Consider the following 18165-nt stretch of genomic DNA (forward strand, 5'->3'; position numbering starts at 1 on the left):
GATTTAGCCTTGCGGCTTGCGGTAGGTCTGGTGGCAGCCGCCGCAGCCGTTCTTGCCGAGCGCTGCGAAGGCCGCGGTGGCGGCGGCGGTCTCGCCGGTGCCGGCGGCCGTAGCCAGGGCATCGGCCAGCCCGTCGGCGCGCTTGGCCGCGGTGTCGAAGCCGGCCTGATCGGTCCAGATCGCGGGCAGGGCATCGGTGGGACCGGTATCGCTGCCGGCCGGGAACAGGGCCGGCACATCGGCCATGATCTTGCGGATCGTCTCGGCATGGGCCTGGACCTTGGCCAGGTCGCCCTTGGCGGCCAGCGTGTCCTTGATCCCACCCATCTCCTTGCCCATGGCCTTCATGTCGGCCTGACGCTTGGCAATGACGCCGTCGGCAGCGAGGATCGAGCCGGCACCCAGGGTCGATCCGGCGACGACGGCGAAAATCACGGCATATCGGGATAAGCGCATATCAGCCTCTCCAGCAGAACATGGCTTTTTCTAGAATGAATCCGGGGTGCCGCGAAGCTCTCGTTGCGGCCAGGGGAGAGAAAAATCGAACCGGCCGCGCCCGCCCGACCGGCTCGGCACGGCGTGTTCCGAAGCAGCACAGCAGCGCAAGTTCGCGACGTAGGCGGGATATTGTTCGACAGGTCGACAAGCTGGTCGAGTTCCGGCGGGCCTGACTGTCGAATGTGCTGGCCGTTGCCCCCTGCCCTTGCCGCTTCGGCCGGGCCTGCGGCGCGGCCGGCTGGCAGTTCGAGGCCCGAAGAAGGATTTTCCACATCGGATGATCGCATTCGCCTGCCTGAGCATGCGCAGGGCTCGAGTGCGGCGGACCCGGCCCTCCTGAGGATGGCACGCATGCCCATGCAGCGGTGGTTCCTGCCGCGCCGGCCGCGCGTTTCATCTCGAAGCGGAGCCAGCACAACGGGAAGGCTTGCCAGCGCCGCCGACCGTCGCTAACAACCCGCCACCGACGCGGGCGCCCAGGTAGCTCAGTTGGTAGAGCAGCGGACTGAAAATCCGCGTGTCGGCGGTTCAAATCCGTCCCTGGGCACCACTCCCTTCATGCGCATGGCAGGATCACGGGCTTCGACGAGCAGCAGGCTCGGCGGCCGCATCCGTTTCTTGCACACGGTCGCCACCGGCTGGCGGCGGGGCTTGGTTCCCAGCTGCAAGATTATCCTGATCTTCAGGAATGCGGAGACGGCGGCGATGCAGGGCGAACGGGCTTAGGGCAAGGCTATGCCTGAGATGAGCTACTTGGCGGTCGACAGTGCTGGCGCCTGAGCGGCTACACATGGTGCTGGACAGAATCGGGCCCCGCCGCCCGGTCCCCTGGGAACCCGACACCGTCTGCAACCGTGTGATGGCGCAGCCGCAGACTGCGCCAGACGATGAAGCCCTGTCGCTCGTCCGCCATGCTCATCGGCCCATCGGCGCCCCACAGAGCATGACCCGGTGCCGTGCGAAGGCGGGCCTGATCAGGGAGCCCGCGTCAGCCCCCTCGCCGCATCTAGCGGCCAGCACACCAGCTTCCTCACCGGTGCCGCCGGCCGGACAAGCAAGGGTCCGACGGCCGCGCTGATACGGTCAGCCAGGAGCGGGTGCCATGATCAGGCCATACCGGCTCGTGACCGCGGCCGTAACGCTGGCTGTGCTCTGCCCTCGCCGCTCCGCAAGCCGTTCGAAGGCATGACGAGCCCGGGGAAAGGCCAGGGCATGAGGCAGAGGAGCGGATCGCCTCGCCTGCCGGGCGAATATTCTGCCAGGCAGGCGAAGCAGGACGAGGTCAGCGTGGGGGCTCAGTCGCCGAACACATGGCGGTGGAGTGCCTGTTCCTGGCGCGTCGCCAGGTCCATGCGGTCGCGCCGGATGCCACCCAGCAGAACGTAGGTGGCGGTCGCCGCGGCCAGGGCCAGTAGGATCGCCCCGCCGCTGCCGAGGATCGCGGCGGCAACCAGCAGCGTGCTCAGGCCGGGGCACTCCCGGGCCTCGGCGATGATCCGGCCGCACATGCCGCCAAGCGTACGGAGCAGGGTTTCCAGCATGTCCATCAGAAACATCATTCATCCTCCCGAACATGGATGAACCGTAACCTTTGGACGCGGGAGAGTCAATGTTGGCGGCGGCCGCCATGGGCGATGTCGCCCGGCTCAGTCCTCGTTGATCTTGGCGCTGCCGGGGATGAAGCGGGCCAGCACGCGCACCAGGGTCACGATCACCAAGCCCAGGACCAGGCCCACCAGCACCAGCCGGTACTGGCCGGCACCCGCCGCGATGCCGAGTGCTGCCGCCAGCCACAGATTGGCCGCGGAGGTCAGGTTGTGGACGTTGGACTTGGAAACGAACACGGCGCCGGCCGCCACGAAGCCGATCGCCTGGGCCAGCCCCTGGATGGAGCGCAGCGGATCGATGGTGGCACCCGTCTCGCCGCGCAGCTCGGTGAACAGCATCAGGCTCGAGATCATGATCAGTGCCGAGCTCATTGCGACCAGGGCATGGGTGCGGATGCCGGCGGAGATCCCGCGCAATTCCCGGTCCAGGCCCAGCAGCAGGCCGGCACCGGTGGCGAGCCCCATCCGAGTGGCGATTTCTTCGAGTTCCACGGCCCGCTCCCCCGGCTGGCTGGTGGCGGACCCACGCCCCCGATCTCCGCCCCGCCAGCCAGGGCATATCCCGGCAGTTGGCTGCTTGTCAGCGGCGGCCGGATCCGTAAAGTCTTGTGTAACGATACACAGGGAGGAGCTTCCCCTTCGAGCCGGTCCGGCACAGGCCCGGCCGACTTCCTGCCGGCCCGGCAGCGAGGCGGCCGCCGACCCGATGATGTCCGCCAGGCGGGCCCGCCGGACGATCTTGGCCTTGAGCAACGAGATCAGAGGAGGCGACAGCAATGAAACGCAGGACCGCGCTCTTGATGGCCGGCACCATCATGGCGACATGGCCGATGCTCGGCCGTCCGAGCCGGGCGCAGGACAGCCGGATCGACTGGGCGAGCGAGCTCGGCAAGCACGACGGGGCCACGCTGCGGATCCTGATGGTCCAGGATCCCTGGGTCAGCGGGTTCGAGCAGCTCAACCCGACCTTCGAGCAGATCACCGGTGCGAAGGTCACGATCGACGCGTTCAGCTACGACCAGACCCATGAGAAGGAGGTGCTGGAAGGCACCTCGCAGAGCTCGCAGTACGACATCATCGTGCTGGATTCGCCCTGGGTCGGCGAGTTCTGGAGCGGCGAGTTCGTCGAGGACCTCAAGCCCTATATCGAGAAGACCAGGCCGGAAGTGATCGCATGGGACGACTTCGTCCCGGCCTTCCAGACGGTCGCCGAATGGGAGGGCACGGTCGTGGGCGTGCCGTTCGGCGCGTATTTCATGATGATGCACTACCGCAAGGACCTGTTCGAGCAGGCCGGGCTGCAGCCGCCGAAGACCATCGACGACTACAAGGCCGCCGCCAAGCACTTCACGAACAACCCGGACTTCCCGGGCATGTACGGCACCGCGCTGAACAATGCGCGCGGCTCGGCGATCGGCCAGTCCTTCTTCGAGTGGATCTACAATTTCGGCGGCAAGCCGTTCGCCAACACCGTCCCCGGCAACGAGGACCCCTATGGCGACATGACCCCGCAGTTCGACAAGCCCGAGGCCAAGCAGGTCTTCGAGTTCTTCAAGGAAATGCTGCAATACCAGCCGCCTGGTGCCGAATCGATCGACTGGGAGCAGCGCGCCGCCACCTTCACCACCGGCAAGACGGCGATGATCACCGCCTGGTCGGTGCGCACGCCAGGCTTCCACGACCCCAGCCAGAGCCAGATCGCCGACAAGGTCGGCACCTCGGTGTTCCCGCATGTCGAGGGCATTGACGGCGTGCCGCCGTTGGGCGGCTGGGTGATGGGCATCAACGCCCATAGCGAGCAGAAGGACCTCGCCTGGGACTACATCAAGTGGTTCACCTCCAAGGAGGTACACAAGCAGTTCGTGCTGCTGGGCGGCCCGCCCAGCCGGCTCTCGGCCATCGAGGATCCGGAGGTCCGGGAAAAGATGCCCTGGGTCGAGACGATCGCCGAGACCCAGAAGCACGTCTATGCCGAGTGCCGGCCGCGCATCCCGGAATCCTTCGAGATCATCGACACGGTCGGCCTGCAGTTCTCCCGCGCCCTGCAGAACCAGGTGACGGTCGACGAGGCCCTCACCGAGCTCCAGACCAGCATCGCCGACCTGATGGTCAAAGGCGGCTACACCGTCCAGCAATAGGACGTCGGCGGGGCCGGGTGGCGACGCCCGGCCTCCTCGCCCCGGCCTCTCGTCAAGGAATCCGACGGTGGTCAGCCGAACCACGAAGCTGCTGTTCATCGGCCCGGGCGTCGCCTATCTCGCCATCATCGGGCTGTTTCCGTTCTTCTACTCGCTCTACCTGAGCACGACGTCCTTGAACCTGACCCGCCCGCGGCGCAGCCAGTTCGTCGGGATCGACAACTATGTCCAGCTCGTCACCGATCCTCTGTTCCAGAAGGCGATCCTGAACACCGCCATCCTGGCGATGGGCTCGATCGCGCTGGAGATCGTGATCGGCTTTCTCATCGCCAAGATCTTCTACGAGATCGCGCACCTGCGCACGGTCGACTGGCTGCGCACCCTGTTCATCCTGCCGATGATGGTCACGCCGGTGATCACCGGCCTGATGTTCACCTACATCCTCAATCCCACGCTCGGCGTCGCCAACGTGCTGCTGCGCATGGTGGGGCTGCCCGAATCCGGATGGTTCGGCTCGGTCGACGTGGCGCTGCTTTCGGTGATCATGGTCAATGTCTGGCAGTGGACCCCGTTTCTCATGCTCATCATGCTGGCCGGTCTCATGGCCGTGCCGCGCGAGCTCTACGAGGCGAGTGCCCTGGACGGGGCGCACTGGTACCAGCAGTCCTGGCACATCGAGCTGCCTGCCCTGCGCGACGTGCTGCTGGTCGGCGCCATCATCCGGCTGATCGACAATCTGCGCTTCTTCGACGTGGTCTACATCGCCACGCGCGGGGGCCCGGGTGACGCCACCGAGGTGATCAGCATGTTCGCCTACCGCCAGTCCTTTCAGTTCTTCAACATGGGCTATGGCTCGGCGGCCGCGGTGCTGATCCTGTTCATCACCCTGTTCGTCACCACCCTCGCCATGCGCTATCTGCGGAGGGTCGAGCATGGCTAGTGCGCGCCGCACCCGCTTCCTTCTCTACATCGCGGCACTGGTGCTGACCCTCGTCAACCTCGCCCCGATCATCTGGATCGCGCTGACCGCGTTCAAGAACCGGGCCCAGATCTACCAGATCCCGCCGGTCTGGATCCCGGACTTCGCCTATCTCGACAACTTCATCACCGTGATCCAGGGCTACTGGCCGTTCCTCCTGAACTCGGTGGTGATTACGCTGTGCAGCACCGCCCTGTGCCTGCTGATCGCGATCCCTTGTGCCTTCGGCCTCACCCTGTTCACCTTCAAGGGCCGCGAGGACCTGAAGATGTGGGTGCTCAGCAACCGGATGATGCCGCCGATCGCGGCCGCGGTACCCCTCTATCTGGCGATGCGCGGGGTCGGCCTGCTCGACACCTGGACCGGCATGGTCCTGATCTATACCGGCTTCAACCTGCCGTTCGCGATCTGGATGGCGATGTCCTTCTTCCGGGGCGCACCGGTCGAGGTGCTGGAGGCGGCCAGGATCGACGGCTGCAACTGGCTGCAGGTGCTGGTCAAGGTGATGGTGCCGATGGCCGCCGGCGGGCTGATGACGGTCGCGGTGTTCGTGTTCCTGTTCGCCTGGAACGAACTCCTGATCGCGCTGTTCCTGACCAATCGCAACGCCCGCACCTTTCCGGTGATCCTCACCTCCTTCTCCGGCCAGGCGCAGACTGTCTGGGAGCAGATGGCGGCGGCCTCCATCATCCAGCTGGTGCCGCCGGTGATCCTGACCTTCTTCGTGCAGCGCCACATCGTGGCCGGGATGACCATGGGGGCGGTGAAGTGACGGCGGCAGCGGACGGGACGCGAACGCAAGGAAGGGAAGACGTCGTCATGGACAACAAGGTCGCCATGGTCACCGGGGCCAGTCGCGGGATCGGCCGCAGCATCGCCCTGGCGCTGGCCAAGGAGGAGTTCGACCTCGTGCTGAACGACATCGACCGGCAGGCCGATGCACTGGACGAGGTCGCAACCCTGATCGAGGCGGAGGGCCGGCGCAGCCTCGTCACGATCGCCGATGTCCGCGACAAGGCCGGCATCCGAGGCATCGTGCGCACGGTGGCGGCGCGGATGGGCCGCATCGACGTGCTGGTCAACAATGCCGGGATCCTCACCACCGCCCGGATCGAGAACCTGACCGAGGAGCAGTGGGACGAGGTGTTCGCCGTCAACGCCAAGGGCGTGTTCCTGGTCACCCAGGCGGTGCTGCCCTACATGCGCGAGCAGGGCTACGGGCGGATCGTCAACATCGCCTCGGTGGGCGGCAAGCGCGGTGCACCGGGCCAGGCCCATTACTGTGCCTCCAAGGCCGCCGTGCTCGAGTTCACCCGGGTGCTGGCCATGGAGCTGGAGGACAGCGGCATCACGGCGAACTCGGTCTGCCCGGGCATCATCATGACCGAGATGGGCAAGGCGAACCTGCCCGATCAGGCGAGCATCGACAAATGGGCGGCGGTCACCGCGCAGCGCCGGATCGGCTATCCCGACGACGTGGCGGGTGCGGTGTGCTTTCTGGCTTCGGACGCCGCAGCCTTCATCACCGGCCAGTCGCTCAACGTGTGCGGCGGGCTGATCTTCGATGGCGGCTGACGCCGCCTGGCGGGAGATGGTTGGCCTGACGCCGTCCGTCAGGCGAGTGCCGGTGCCGCCGCGGTCGAGGCCCGCCATTCCAGCGTGCAGGCGAGCTGGATCCTGGACGGCGGCGACTGGTCGCCCTGGATGCGCTGGAGCATGCGCGCCCAGGCATGGCGGGCCATCTCCTCGATCGGCTGGCGCACCGCGCTGATCGGCGGGCGGAGGACCTGCATCCACTCATGGTCGTCGAAGCCCAGCATCGACACGTCCTCCGGCATGCGCAGGCCGCGCTCGCCCAGTTCCTGGACCGCCGCCAGCGTGGCGACATCCGAAAGGGCGAACACCGCGGTGGGCAACGGGTCCTGCTGGAGGTGCTGGCGCAGGGTCCGCCCGATCGCCTGGAGGTCGCCGCCGCCACACAGGACCGCGCAAGTGCTGCCCAGGCCCGCCGCGGCGATCGCGGTCTCGAACCCGGAGGTGCGCTCGCGCATGTTCGGGATGGTGCGGCTGGAGCCGACCGCCAGGATCCGTCGGTGACCGAGCTCGATCAGCCGGCGCGTGGCCATCAGCGTGGCTTCCAGATTGTTGACGCCGACCGAATCCAGGTCGGCCGCCTCGCTGGTCCGGTCGACGATCACCGTCCGGATGCCCTGGCCGCGAATGAGCTGGTGCGACGGGAAGCGATGGTCGACCGGCGCCATGATCATGCCGGCCAGACGCCAAGCCAGCATCGCCTGGACCCGGCTCACCTCCTGCTCGGCATCCTCGTTGGCGCTGCCCACCAGGAGCTGGTAGCCGCCCGCATGGGCCAGCCCCTCCAGCCGCGTCGCCAGTGTCGCGAGGAACGGGCTCATCAGCGAGGGCAGGACCAGCCCCACCACGGAGGTCTGCCGGCGCCGGAGCGTCGAGGCGACCTGGTCGCGCTGGTAGCCCAGCTCCTCCATCACCCGCCGCACCCGCGCCACCAGTTCCGGCGCCACGCTGGTCCGGCCGTTCAGCACGTTGGACACGGTCGCGATCGACACGCCGGCCGCATTGGCCACATGCCGGATGGTGACGCGCGACCCTGCGACATTCGCCTGACGTTCGGCCAAGAACTGCCCTGCCACGTGTTCCGTTTCATGAACGGAGCGACCATCCCAGCGGCGGCCGCTCCCTGTCAACCATCGCTGCCACCGATCGCGCTTGCCATTCCTTTGAGTGAACCTGTACGGAACTGCGTGAAAGGTTTTACGTGCCGGCACGGCCGGACCGGCGGCATGGGCGATCGGCCGGTCGAGGTCGTCGCCGAACGTTGCCGGCGCCATCGCGCCTGTGGAGGGGACTTGCTCGTCGCGCCGCTTCTGCCTGCCCTGCCCGGCGGCCCGACCGGGGAGGCCCGCCGGTGACCACCGCCGTCCTCGACATCGGCAAGACCAACCTCAAGATCCATCTCCTGGGTGACGACGGCACGCTCCTGGCCGAGCGCAGCCGGCCGAACCAGTCCCTGCCGGGGCCGCCGTGGCGCCACTACGACCTGGCGGCGATCGAGGCCTGGCTGCTGGCGACCCTGGCGGAACTCGGCCAGCGCCATCGCCTCGACGCCTTCGTTGCCGCCTGCCATGGCTCGGGCGGCGTACTGGTGGACGAGCACGGCCCCCTGCTGCCCCCGATCGACTACGAGAACCCGGTGCCGCCGGCGGTGGCAGCGGAATATCGCCCGCTGGTGCCGCCCTTCCCCATGTGCAGCGCGCCGGTCCAGGCCCAGGCCGGGCATTTCGCGCAGCAGCTCCTGATGATGCAGCGCGGCTTTCCCGAGACCTTCGCCAGGGCCCGCCACTTCCTGCCGCTGCCGCAATACTGGGCCTGGCGGCTGACCGGCCGCGCGGTGCTGGAGCCCACCATGCTGGGCGCCCAGTCCCAGCTCGTGAACCCGCTGGACGGCAGTTCCACCGGCATCGCCGAGAAGCTCGGCTGGCAGCATCTGCTGGCAGAGCTGGTGCCGCCTTACCAGCGCGTGGGCAACCCCCGGCCCGGCCTCGGCCTGCCGCCGGACATGGCGGTGCTCGCCGGCATCCATGACAGCACCGCCAACCTCCATTGCTACCAGGCGGCCGGCCTCACGGACTTCGCCCTCCTGTCGACCGGGACCTGGCTGGTCGGCATGTGCCCGACCACGCCGGTGGCAGCACTGGACGCCGCGTTCGGGATGACCGTGACCAGCGATGTCGACGGCCGCCCGGTCGCGGGCGTGCTGACCATGGCCGGCCGGGAATATGCCGCGATCACCGGCAGCGCTTCCGGCCAGGCCAGCGCTGCGGCGGTGGCCGAGGTGATCGCCCGCGACAGCCAGGTGCTGCCGGGCCTGGTCGACTATGACGGGGCCTTTCCAGGCAGTGCCGGGCGGGGCCGGCTGGTGGGCGAGCCGGCTGGCCAGGATGGCCGGATCGCGCTGGCGACCCTCTACAACGCGCTGGTCGCCGACATCTGCCTGGACCTGATGCGCAGCCAGGCCAGCGTCGTGATCGATGGCGGCTTCACCGCCGATCCGATGTTCGCCCGGCTGGTGGCGGCCTTGCGGCCGGGCCAGAAGGTGCTGGTCAACCGGCGGGGTGGCGGGACTGCCGCGGGTGCCGCCCTGCTCTGGACGCATCGCAATCTGGGCCGGCCGGCGCGGCTCGACGTCGAGCCCGCGGCGCCGGTCGAGCTCGAAGGGCTGGCGGGCTATCGTTCCCGGTGGCGCCGGGCCGTGCGCCGGCATATCCAGCGGCCGCTGCCGCCATCCTGCAGCGGCCTCGCATCGACCGCAGACGAGGAGTAGATCGTGAGTGAGATCGGTCACCAGGACATCCGCCAGAAGATCATCGCGACCTGCCTGGAGATGACCAGGCAGGGCATCAACCAGGGCACGGCGGGCAACGTCTCCTACCGGATCGAGGACGGGCTGCTGATCACGCCGACCAGCCTGCCCTACGAGGTGATGACCCCGGAGGACATCGTCCACCTGAAGTGGGACGGCAGCTATACCGGCCGCCACCGCCCCTCCTCGGAATGGCGCTTCCACCGCGACATCCTGAAGAACCGCGAGGACGTGAACGTCGTCCTGCACAACCACGCCACCTACACGACCGTGCTGGCGACCCACGAGCGCGGCATCCCGCCCTTCCACTACATGACCGCGGTGGCGGGCGGCCACGACATACGGGTCAGCAAGTACGCGACCTTCGGCACCCAGGAACTGTCGGACGAGATCCTGGTGGCACTCAAGGACCGCTATGCCTGCATCATGGGCCACCATGGCATGCTGACGACCGGCAAGAGCCTGGACAAGGCGCTGGCGCTGGCGATCGAGGTCGAGACGCTGGCCAAGATGTATGTCCATGCCCTGGCGATCGGCGAGCCGCCGCACCTGCCGGCGGAGGAGATGGACCGGGTGATCGAGCAGATGCGCCGCATGTCCTACGGCAACGCGCCGGACCTGGACCATGTGAAGGACACGCCGAAGTCCGCGGCCGCCTGACCGCCAGCCGTTCCGCGCAAAGGCCGTCCTCCGGAAGGAGGGCGGCCTTTTTCTATGGCCGGCAGCGGCTCGTCTGGATTTCGCTGCGAATTCGAGTTGCCACTTCAGTAACTGTTCGATTACCTGTCTGTCAGTATCCGGAAAAAATATAGAACAATACAGGCTAATCTGGAGGAGGCAGAATGGTCGACTCGGCAAAGCCGAACGATCCGCGGTTCGACGAGCAGTGGCATCTCCTGAACACCGGCCAGGATGGCGGAACGGCCGGCATCGATGTCCGGGTCCTGCCGGCATGGGCGGACTATAGCGGCGAGGGCGTCCGGATTGCGATCTTCGACCAGGGCGTAGAAGGCAGCCATCCCGACCTTGCCGGGAACTTCGACACGGTGGACGGCTACGATACCGCGTCGGGCAAGGCAGGCCCCGGCCTCCCGGTCCTGGAAAACGACAACCACGGCACGGTCGTGGCCGGCTTTGCCGCCGAGGTGGGCAATAACGGCATCGGCGGCATCGGGGTCGCCCACGGCGCCACCATCGTCGCCTACCGCATGCCGCTCGGCGAAGACGATTCCGATTCCCTTCCCGACAGCGAGAACGAGGACTACGAGGCCATCGGCTTCGAGCAGCAGCTCCTGCAGGGTGTCGACATCTCCAACAATTCCTGGGGCGGCACCATCACGAGTCCGCAGGACCCGGATAATGCCGCGATCATCGAGCGGCTGGCCACCGAGGGGCGGGACGGCCTGGGCACCGTCATCGTGTTCGCGGCCGGCAACGGGCGCTATACGACCCTGCTGGCGAACGGCGAGGACGACCAGTCGGACCCTCATGTGATGTCGGTGGGGGCGGTCGACCGGGACGGGCGGGCGACCTGGTTCACCAACCCGGGTGCCGGCCTCCTGGTGGTGGCGCCGGGCCAGGACGTGCTCTCCACCGACCGGATGCCGCCGCACGGCGAGGATCCCGACAGCGAATATGTCGTCGAGAGCGGCACCTCCTTTGCATCCCCGATCGTGAGCGGTGTCGCCGCGCTGATGCTGGAGGCCAACCCGCTCCTGGGTGCGCGCGACGTCCAGCAGATCCTGGCCGCATCCGCGTGGAAGCCGGAGGGTGCCGATAGCTGGATGCAGTCGGCCGACCTGATCCTCGAGGTGATGGGCGACTATGTCGGAGGATTGACTGCCGAGGATGCGGCGCTGCTGGTGCGGCCATGGGACTGGCAGACCAACGGTGCCGCGCACTGGAACGGCGGCGGCTACCATGTCAGCCACGATTACGGCCTGGGCCTGGTCGACGCCCATGCTGCGGTCCGCTTCGCCGAGACCTGGCGGCGGGACGCCCAGACCTTCGGCAATGACCAGGAGCTGTCGTTCAGCGACACCGCTGCCCGATCACTCGTGGCCGGTGCTACCGCTGGCTACGACGTCACCTTCACCGATGCCGAGGGTGTCACCTTCGAGCATCTCACCCTGCATCTCGACCTGGCCACGAACCCCGACCTGACCCTGGGCGACGTGCTGCAGATCTACCAGGACCTGGACATCCGTCTGACCTCGCCGAGCGGCACGGTCAGCTACCTGTATACCGGCTTCGACGCCGATCTCTGGTATGCTTTCAACAGCGATGCGGATCTCGACACCGAGGTGGGCGAAGACTTTCGGCTCGATCTCGGCACGACCCAGCATTGGGGCGAGGCGGCAGACGGCGTCTGGCGCGTGGACATCACCAACCGGGGCACGACCGGCGAGACTTATCAGATCGAGCAGCTCACGCTGGACGGCCAGGGCGGTGCCGGCAACCATGACCAGTATCTGTTCACCGACGAGTACGAGCAGGCCGCGGCGGAGGACCCGTCTCGCCAGGTGCTGGCGGACCGCAATGGCGGCCAGGACACGGTGAACTTCGCGCCGGTCACCTCGGACCTGGTGATCCGTCTGGATGGCGCGGCCGGGCAGGTCGGCGACACGCCCTGGCAGCTCGCCGCGAACGCGCGGATCGAGCACGCGGTGGGCGGCGATGGCGCCGACCAGATCCACGGCAATGGCGAGAACAACTGGCTGCGCGGCATGCGCGGCGACGACCTGCTCGTCGGCGGTGCCGGCAACGACCGGCTGGAGGGGGGTACGGGCAACGACCGGCTGGAGGGGAATGCCGGGACCGACCGCCTGTTCGGCGGCGAGGACGACGACTTCCTCCAGGGCGGTGATGACGGCAGCCTGCTCTCCGGCGGGCGTGGCGACGACGTGGTCCTGGGAGGGGCGGGCGACGACCAGCTTTACGGCTTCGCCGGGCAGGACCGGCTGGAGGGCGACCTCGGCGACGACCTGTTCGATGGCGGCAAGGGCGACGACCTCGTCTTCGGCGGCGATGGCGACGACCTGATCGTCGTGAACTACGGCAACGACCAGGTCGATGGCGGCGCCGGCAGCGACACGCTGGCGGCCGGGGCAGACTTCTCCGGCTACCGGCTGGAAGGGACCGGCGCCGAGGGCAGCCTGACCGATCTCCGCACGGGCGACCGCAGCAGCTTCACCTCGATCGAGTTCCTGCGCTTTGCCGACCAAACGCTCGGCTGGAACGGCTCGGCCTGGACCCCTGTGGCCTGAGGCCCCCCCGGCGCGCTGCCTCAGGCGGCGGCGCGCTCGATCCAGCCGCCGCCCAGCAGCCGGCTGCCATCATAGAGCACGCAGGCCTGGCCGCGCGCGATGCCGAGCTGCGGCTCGCGGAAGACCACCTCGACCCGCCCGGCCTCGTCCCGCTGTACGGTCGCCGGCTGGGCCGGCTCGTTGTAGCGGTGCTTGGCCATGACCTCCCCCGGCAGCTCGCCCGCAGCGGCAGCGCCTACCAGGTGCAGCCGGTCGAGCAGCGCAGAGCGCATCCGCGCCCGTGCCTTGGGCGCAATCGTCACCCGCCGGCTCACCGGGTCGATCTCGGTGACGTACATCCGCTCCGGTGCTGCCACGCCCAGGCCGCGGCGCTGGCCGACCGTGATCCCGGCCAGGCCCTTGTGCCGGCCGAGCACCCGGCCGGCATCGTCAACGATCTCGCCGCTCTGCCCGGCCTCCGGACGCAGGGCGGTCACCACGCTGGCATGGTCGCCGTCCGGCACGAAGCAGATGTCCTGGCTCTCCGCCTTCTCCGCCACCGGCAGGCCCAGGCGCTGGGCATGGGCACGGGTCTCGGCCTTGGTCAGGCCGCCCAGCGGAAAGCGCAGGCGCGCGAGCTGCCTGTCGGTGGTGGCGAACAGGAAATAGCTCTGGTCCTTCGCACTGTCCCGCCCGCGGTGCAGCTCGGTGCGCTCAAGTGTGCGCAGACGGCGGACATAATGGCCGGTGACCAGGGCCGCCGCCCCCAACTCCTGCGCGCTCTCCAGCAGATCGCCGAACTTGATCCGCTCGTTGCAGCGCACGCAGGGGATGGGCGTGCGGCCCGCAGCATAGCCCGCCGCGAACTCGTCGATCACCTGGCGCCGGAAGCGCTCCTCGTAGTCCAGCACGAAATGGGGGATGCCCAGCCGGTCGGCCACCGCCCGCGCGTCGCGGATGTCACGGCCGGCACAGCAGCTCCCGGCCCGGCCGGTCGCCTGGCCGTGGTCATAGAGCTGCATGGTGATGCCGACCACGTCAAAGCCCGCCTCGGCCAGGAGCCCGGCGCAGACGGAGCTGTCGACCCCGCCGGACATGGCCACCACCACCCTGGCGCCGGCCGGCAGGTCGAGATCGGCAAGGAGATGGTCAGGATTCACGAGATCGATGTCCAGGCAGCGCTGTCAGTAGTCCAGGAGGCTGGAAACCGGCACGTCCACGACGATGCCGTCCAGTTGGCGGTCGAGGCGGATCTGGCAGCCCAGGCGCGAGGTCGGCTGCCAGTCCGGTGCCAGGTCCAGCATGTCCTCCTCTTCCGGCGAGGGTGGCGGGACCAGGTCGAACCAGGGGTCGGAGATCCGGACATGGCAGGTGGCGCAGGCCATGGAGCCGCCGCACGCCCCTTCCAGCTCGACCCCCGCCTCGCGCGAGGCCTCCAGGAGCGTGCTCCCGGCAGCCACGCCGATCCGGCGCTCGCTGCCGTCCGGCAGCCGGAAGCGGACCTGGATCACGCCCGGATCAGACGTGGAAGCTCTCGCCGCAGCCGCACCGGCCCTTCTCGTTCGGGTTGTTGAACACGAAGGAGGCCCCCAGCTTGTCCTCGACGAAATCCACCTCGGTCCCGGCGACATAAGGTAGGGCTGCCGCCTCGATCACGAAGGTCACCCCGCCCACCTCGATCGCCTGGTCGTCCTGGGCCACGGCCTTGGCGAAATCCAGCGAATAGCTCCAGCCCGAGCAGCCGCGCGGCTTCACGGCGAGCTTGATGCCCGCGGCATCCGTCTGGGTCGCCAGCAGCTCCCTGACCCGCGCCGCCGCCCGCTCGGTGATGCTCAGTGCCTGTGCCATCGTCTCACCATCTGCTGCCAAACCACCGGGAACGCCTGTTCCGGCAAGCCATCATGTCGCAACTGTCATGCCATTCGGCAAGGGCGGTGCCATCGCAGGGAGAGTACCGGCCGGCCGGTGCAGCCCCGAGATCGCATCCGCCGCCCGGTCCACCTCCGCCTCGGTGCTGCTCCAGCCGAGGCTGAGCCGCAGGGCGCAGCCGGCCAGCGGGCCCAGGCCCATCGCTTGCAGCACATGCGAGGCCTGGACCTTGCCCGAGGAGCAGGCAGCCCCGGCGCTCACCGCGATGCCCGCGAGATCCAGGCGGATGACCTGGAGCTCGGCAGGCCGGCCTAGCAGGACCAGCGCGGTGATGTGCGGGGCCCGGGGTGCGGCAGCGCCGGCGATCGCCGCATCCGGCAGGCCCGCCAGGAGCCGCGCCTCCAGCCGGCGCCGCAGGCCCAGGAGCCGCTCGGGCTCGGCCGAGTCGAGCAGCCGGATCGCCTGGGCAAACCCGGCAATGCCCGGGAGGTTGTGGGTGCCGGCCCGCCGCCGGCCCTCCTGCCCGCCCCCGCGCAGCCGTGCTGGAAGCAGGAGGCCCGGTCGGGCCGACAGGGCACCCACCCCCTGCGGCCCGCCGATCTTGTGTGCGGACACGGTCAGGAGATCGCAGCCCAGCGCCGCCAGGGTCACGCCCGGCAGCTTGCCGAGTGCCTGGACCGCGTCGACGTGCAGGAGTGCCCCCGCGGCATGGACCTCGACGGCCAGCCGCTGGATGTCCTGCACCACGCCGGTCTCGTTGTTGACCAGCATCACCGACACCAGGCCCGGGCGATGCTCGGCGAGCAACCCGGCCAGTGCTGCCATGTCGATCAGCCCGTCCGGTCCTACCGGGATGCGGGGCGCATCCGGGACGGCTTCCAGCACCGAGGCGTGCTCAGTGGCGCCCACCAGGACCGGCCGGCCGGGCGCTGCCCCCAGGGCAAGGTCGTTGGCCTCGGTGCCGCCGGAAGTGAAGGTGATGCCGTCCGGGTCCGTGCCCAGCATGCCGGCCAGCAGGGTGCGGGCATCCTCCAGGATGCGCCGCGCCGCCCTGCCCTCGCCATGCACCGAGGAGGGGTTGCCGACGCCCGCGAGGACCTGCGCCATCCTCGCCACCACTTCGGGTCGGACCGGAGTCGTGGCCGCGTGGTCCAGATAGACCCGCTCAGCTGCCGGCGCTGCGCCCTGCGTCGGCTGGTGCACATTCCCTTGAATTCCGCCCTCTCCCCGCGCTAAACGACCTGCGATCGTGCGCCGGGCTGCCCGCCGCGCGTTGCGCGTGTTCGGTTCTCCAGCACGATGCGATGCGTACCGTGGCACGGTCTGGCGTGGATCCGGACGTGGGAGCCACGTTCGAGGCAGTATAGGGACGTCCCAAGACGGCAGCAATGATCCGGCCCCAGACGGAGGGGCGGACCTGTCTTGCCGATTCGGTCGTAGCGGAGTTTTCGATGCCTGAGGTGATCTTCAACGGTTCGGATGGCCGGCTCGAGGGCCGCTACGTCCACGGTGAAGGCCCGACCTCGCCGCTCGCGGTGATCCTGCACCCGCATCCGCTCCATGGCGGCACGATGAACAACCGCATCGTCTACGCCCTGTTCCAGATGTATGTGCGGCGCGGCTTCTCGGTGCTGCGCTTCAACTTCCGCGGCGTGGGCCGTTCGCAGGGTCAGTTCGACCATGGCCAGGGCGAGCTGCGCGACGCCGCCGCCGCGCTGGACTGGATGCAGTTACACAATCCCAACGCGTCGGGCGTCTGGGTGGCCGGCTTCGGCTTCGGCGCCTGGATCGCCATGCAGCTCCTGATGCGCCGGCCCGAGGTCGTGGGCTTCATCTCGGCGGGTCTGCCGGCCAACATCTACGATTTCGGCTTCCTGGCGCCCTGCCCGTCCTCGGGCCTGATCGTCCATGGCGAGCGTGACGTAGTGACCCCGGTGGAATCGGTGCACAAGCTGGTCAACAAGCTGAGCCAGCAGCGCGGCATCACGATCGATTTCGACCTGATCGAGAATGCCGACCACTCGTTCAGCCAGCACATGGACCGGTTCGTGGGCACCTGCGAGCACTATATGGACCGGCGCATGAACCGCATCCCGGGCGAGGCGCTGCTCACCGCCCGCTGACCCTCCGGCCGGGCCCCTGTCCGGCCGATCCCCCAGGCACCATCAAGAAGCCAGAAGAACGTGACCGGCCATCGCTCCGAACTCCTGCGCGAGCTCCATGCCCGCGGGTTCGTCCACCAGTGCACCGACGAGGCGGCCTTCGACGAGGCCACTGCGACCGGAGCGATCACCGGCTATATCGGCTTCGACTGCACGGCGCAGAGCCTGCATGTCGGCAACCTCGTGTCGATCATGCTCCTGCGCACCTTGCAGCGCTTCGGCCACCGGCCGGTCGCATTGGTCGGCGGCGGCACCACGCTGGTGGGTGACCCGTCCGGCAAGGACGAGCTGCGCAAGATGCAGACCCGGGAAAGCCTGGAAGCCAACAAGGCCGGGATCCGTGCCTCGCTCGCGCGCTTCCTTGAGTTCGGCGCCGGCAAGGCCACCATGGTCGACAATGCCGACTGGCTGCTCGAGCTCGGCTACATGGACTTCCTGCGCGAGTACGGCCGGCACTTCACCATCAACCGGATGCTGACCTTCGATTCGGTCCGGCTCCGGCTGGAGCGCGAGCAGCCGCTGACCTTCCTCGAGTTCAACTACATGCTGCTCCAGGCCTACGACTTCCTGGAACTGTCCAGGCGGCTGGGCGTGCGGCTGCAGATGGGCGGCTCGGACCAATGGGGCAACATCGTCAACGGCGTGGAGCTCGGCCGGCGGGTCGACAACGTCCAGCTGTTCGGCCTGACCACGCCGCTGATCACCACTGCGTCCGGCGAGAAGATGGGCAAGTCCGCGGGCAACGCGGTCTGGCTGAACGACGCCATGCTCGCGCCGTTCGACTACTGGCAGTTCTGGCGCAACACCGAGGACCGCGACGTCGGCCGCTTCCTCAAGCTCTACACCGAGCTGCCGCTGGACGAGATCGCCCGGCTGGAAAAGCTGGAAGGTGCCGAGCTGAACGAGGCCAAGGCGATCCTGGCGACCGAGGCCACGGCGCTGTGCCATGGCCGTGCGGCGGCAGAGCAGGCGCGCGCCCAGGCACAGGGCGTGTTCGGCGGCGGTGATCGCGCCTCCCTGCCGGTGGTGGAGCTGCCGGCTGCCGAACTGGCCGAGCAGGTGCCCCTGCCGGACCTGTTCCGCCTGGCCGGCCTTGCCGCCAGCAATGGCGAGGCGCGCCGGCTGATCCAGGGCGGCGGTGCCCGGCTGGACGACCAGACGGTGGCCGATCCCCAGGGGACGGTGGCGCGGGCCCTGCTGGAACAGGGCGTCAAGCTATCGGCCGGCAAGAAGCGCCATGTGCTGGCCCGCCTCGCCGGCTGAACCTC

17 protein-coding genes and 1 tRNA gene are annotated in these 18165 nt (G+C 68.5%); 10 read left to right on the forward strand and 8 right to left on the reverse strand.

The features are described from left to right. Positions 1–3: 3 nt before the first annotated feature. Positions 4–435 carry a c-type cytochrome gene (locus HLA95_RS09830; protein WP_222183141.1) on the reverse strand — a complete coding sequence of 144 codons (432 nt, stop codon included), beginning with the start codon at positions 433–435 and terminating at the stop codon, positions 4–6. Positions 436–972: 537 nt separating this feature from the next. Between HLA95_RS09830 and HLA95_RS09835 the strand changes: the two genes are divergently transcribed. Further along, positions 973–1048: transfer RNA gene (locus tag HLA95_RS09835), tRNA-Phe, on the forward strand. A 745-nt stretch (positions 1049–1793) separates the two neighbouring features. Here HLA95_RS09835 and HLA95_RS09840 read toward each other — a convergent pair. Beyond that, positions 1794–2057, reverse strand: a complete 264-nt coding sequence (locus tag HLA95_RS09840; protein WP_222183143.1) for a hypothetical protein — start codon at positions 2055–2057, stop codon at positions 1794–1796. An 87-nt stretch (positions 2058–2144) separates the two neighbouring features. Beyond that, positions 2145–2597, reverse strand: coding sequence for an MgtC/SapB family protein (locus HLA95_RS09845; protein ID WP_191059283.1), 453 nt, complete (start codon positions 2595–2597; stop codon positions 2145–2147). Between the two features lie 284 nt (positions 2598–2881). Here HLA95_RS09845 and HLA95_RS09850 point away from each other — a divergent pair, with 284 nt between their 5' ends. The 4 genes from HLA95_RS09850 to HLA95_RS09865 all read left to right on the forward strand — a co-directional run bounded on the left by HLA95_RS09850 (position 2882) and on the right by HLA95_RS09865 (position 6797). Further along, a complete protein-coding gene (locus HLA95_RS09850) occupies positions 2882–4243 on the forward strand; it encodes an ABC transporter substrate-binding protein (RefSeq protein ID WP_191059284.1) in 1362 nt (453 codons plus the stop codon). 67 nt (positions 4244–4310) lie between these two features. Continuing rightward, positions 4311–5183, forward strand: coding sequence for a carbohydrate ABC transporter permease (locus HLA95_RS09855; protein ID WP_191059285.1), 873 nt, complete (start codon positions 4311–4313; stop codon positions 5181–5183). Continuing rightward, positions 5176–5994: a carbohydrate ABC transporter permease gene (locus tag HLA95_RS09860; protein ID WP_191059286.1), complete on the forward strand. Its 819-nt coding sequence runs from the start codon at positions 5176–5178 to the stop codon at positions 5992–5994. The genes HLA95_RS09855 and HLA95_RS09860 overlap by 8 nt, the downstream gene beginning before the upstream one ends. 47 nt (positions 5995–6041) lie before the next feature. Then, on the forward strand, positions 6042–6797 hold the full coding sequence (locus HLA95_RS09865; protein ID WP_191059287.1) for an SDR family NAD(P)-dependent oxidoreductase: 756 nt from the start codon (positions 6042–6044) through the stop codon (positions 6795–6797). A 38-nt stretch (positions 6798–6835) separates the two neighbouring features. Here the strand turns inward: HLA95_RS09865 and HLA95_RS09870 are convergent, their stop codons facing one another. After that, positions 6836–7876 carry a LacI family DNA-binding transcriptional regulator gene (locus HLA95_RS09870; protein WP_191059288.1) on the reverse strand — a complete coding sequence of 347 codons (1041 nt, stop codon included), beginning with the start codon at positions 7874–7876 and terminating at the stop codon, positions 6836–6838. Positions 7877–8166: 290 nt separating this feature from the next. Between HLA95_RS09870 and HLA95_RS09875 the strand changes: the two genes are divergently transcribed. The 3 genes from HLA95_RS09875 (at position 8167) to HLA95_RS09885 (ending at position 12887) form a co-directional block, all read left to right on the forward strand. Further along, positions 8167–9582 carry an acetate and sugar kinases/Hsc70/actin family protein gene (locus tag HLA95_RS09875; RefSeq protein ID WP_222183145.1) on the forward strand — a complete coding sequence of 472 codons (1416 nt, stop codon included), beginning with the start codon at positions 8167–8169 and terminating at the stop codon, positions 9580–9582. Between the two features lie 3 nt (positions 9583–9585). Next, positions 9586–10281: a class II aldolase/adducin family protein gene (locus tag HLA95_RS09880; protein WP_191061749.1), complete on the forward strand. Its 696-nt coding sequence runs from the start codon at positions 9586–9588 to the stop codon at positions 10279–10281. Between the two features lie 182 nt (positions 10282–10463). Then, positions 10464–12887 carry a S8 family serine peptidase gene (locus HLA95_RS09885; protein ID WP_222183147.1) on the forward strand — a complete coding sequence of 808 codons (2424 nt, stop codon included), beginning with the start codon at positions 10464–10466 and terminating at the stop codon, positions 12885–12887. Positions 12888–12907: 20 nt separating this feature from the next. Here HLA95_RS09885 and mnmA read toward each other — a convergent pair whose 3' ends face one another. Genes mnmA through HLA95_RS09905 form a run of 4 tightly spaced genes read right to left on the reverse strand, consistent with a single transcriptional unit; the run spans position 12908 to position 15938 of the window. After that, positions 12908–14026 (reverse strand): tRNA 2-thiouridine(34) synthase MnmA, encoded by a 1119-nt coding sequence (gene mnmA, locus HLA95_RS09890; protein ID WP_322100118.1) that lies wholly within the window; start codon positions 14024–14026, stop codon positions 12908–12910. A gap of 24 nt (positions 14027–14050) precedes the next feature. Continuing rightward, entirely contained in the window at positions 14051–14377 is a 327-nt protein-coding gene (locus tag HLA95_RS09895) for a 2Fe-2S iron-sulfur cluster-binding protein (protein ID WP_223861770.1), read from the reverse strand. A 7-nt stretch (positions 14378–14384) separates the two neighbouring features. Continuing rightward, on the reverse strand, positions 14385–14714 hold the full coding sequence (locus tag HLA95_RS09900) for a HesB/IscA family protein (protein ID WP_191062014.1): 330 nt from the start codon (positions 14712–14714) through the stop codon (positions 14385–14387). Positions 14715–14765: 51 nt separating this feature from the next. After that, entirely contained in the window at positions 14766–15938 is a 1173-nt protein-coding gene (locus HLA95_RS09905) for a cysteine desulfurase family protein (RefSeq protein WP_222183149.1), read from the reverse strand. A gap of 248 nt (positions 15939–16186) precedes the next feature. Between HLA95_RS09905 and HLA95_RS09910 the strand changes: the two genes are divergently transcribed. Beyond that, complete coding sequence (locus HLA95_RS09910) at positions 16187–16858, forward strand: alpha/beta hydrolase (protein ID WP_159712199.1); 672 nt, start codon at positions 16187–16189, stop codon at positions 16856–16858. A gap of 60 nt (positions 16859–16918) precedes the next feature. Further along, entirely contained in the window at positions 16919–18160 is a 1242-nt protein-coding gene (tyrS, locus tag HLA95_RS09915) for a tyrosine--tRNA ligase (RefSeq protein ID WP_222183152.1), read from the forward strand. Positions 18161–18165: the final 5 nt, after the last annotated feature.

This window comes from Geminicoccus harenae, assembly GCF_019800005.1.
In the GTDB taxonomy this organism is placed as follows: domain Bacteria; phylum Pseudomonadota; class Alphaproteobacteria; order Geminicoccales; family Geminicoccaceae; genus Geminicoccus; species Geminicoccus harenae.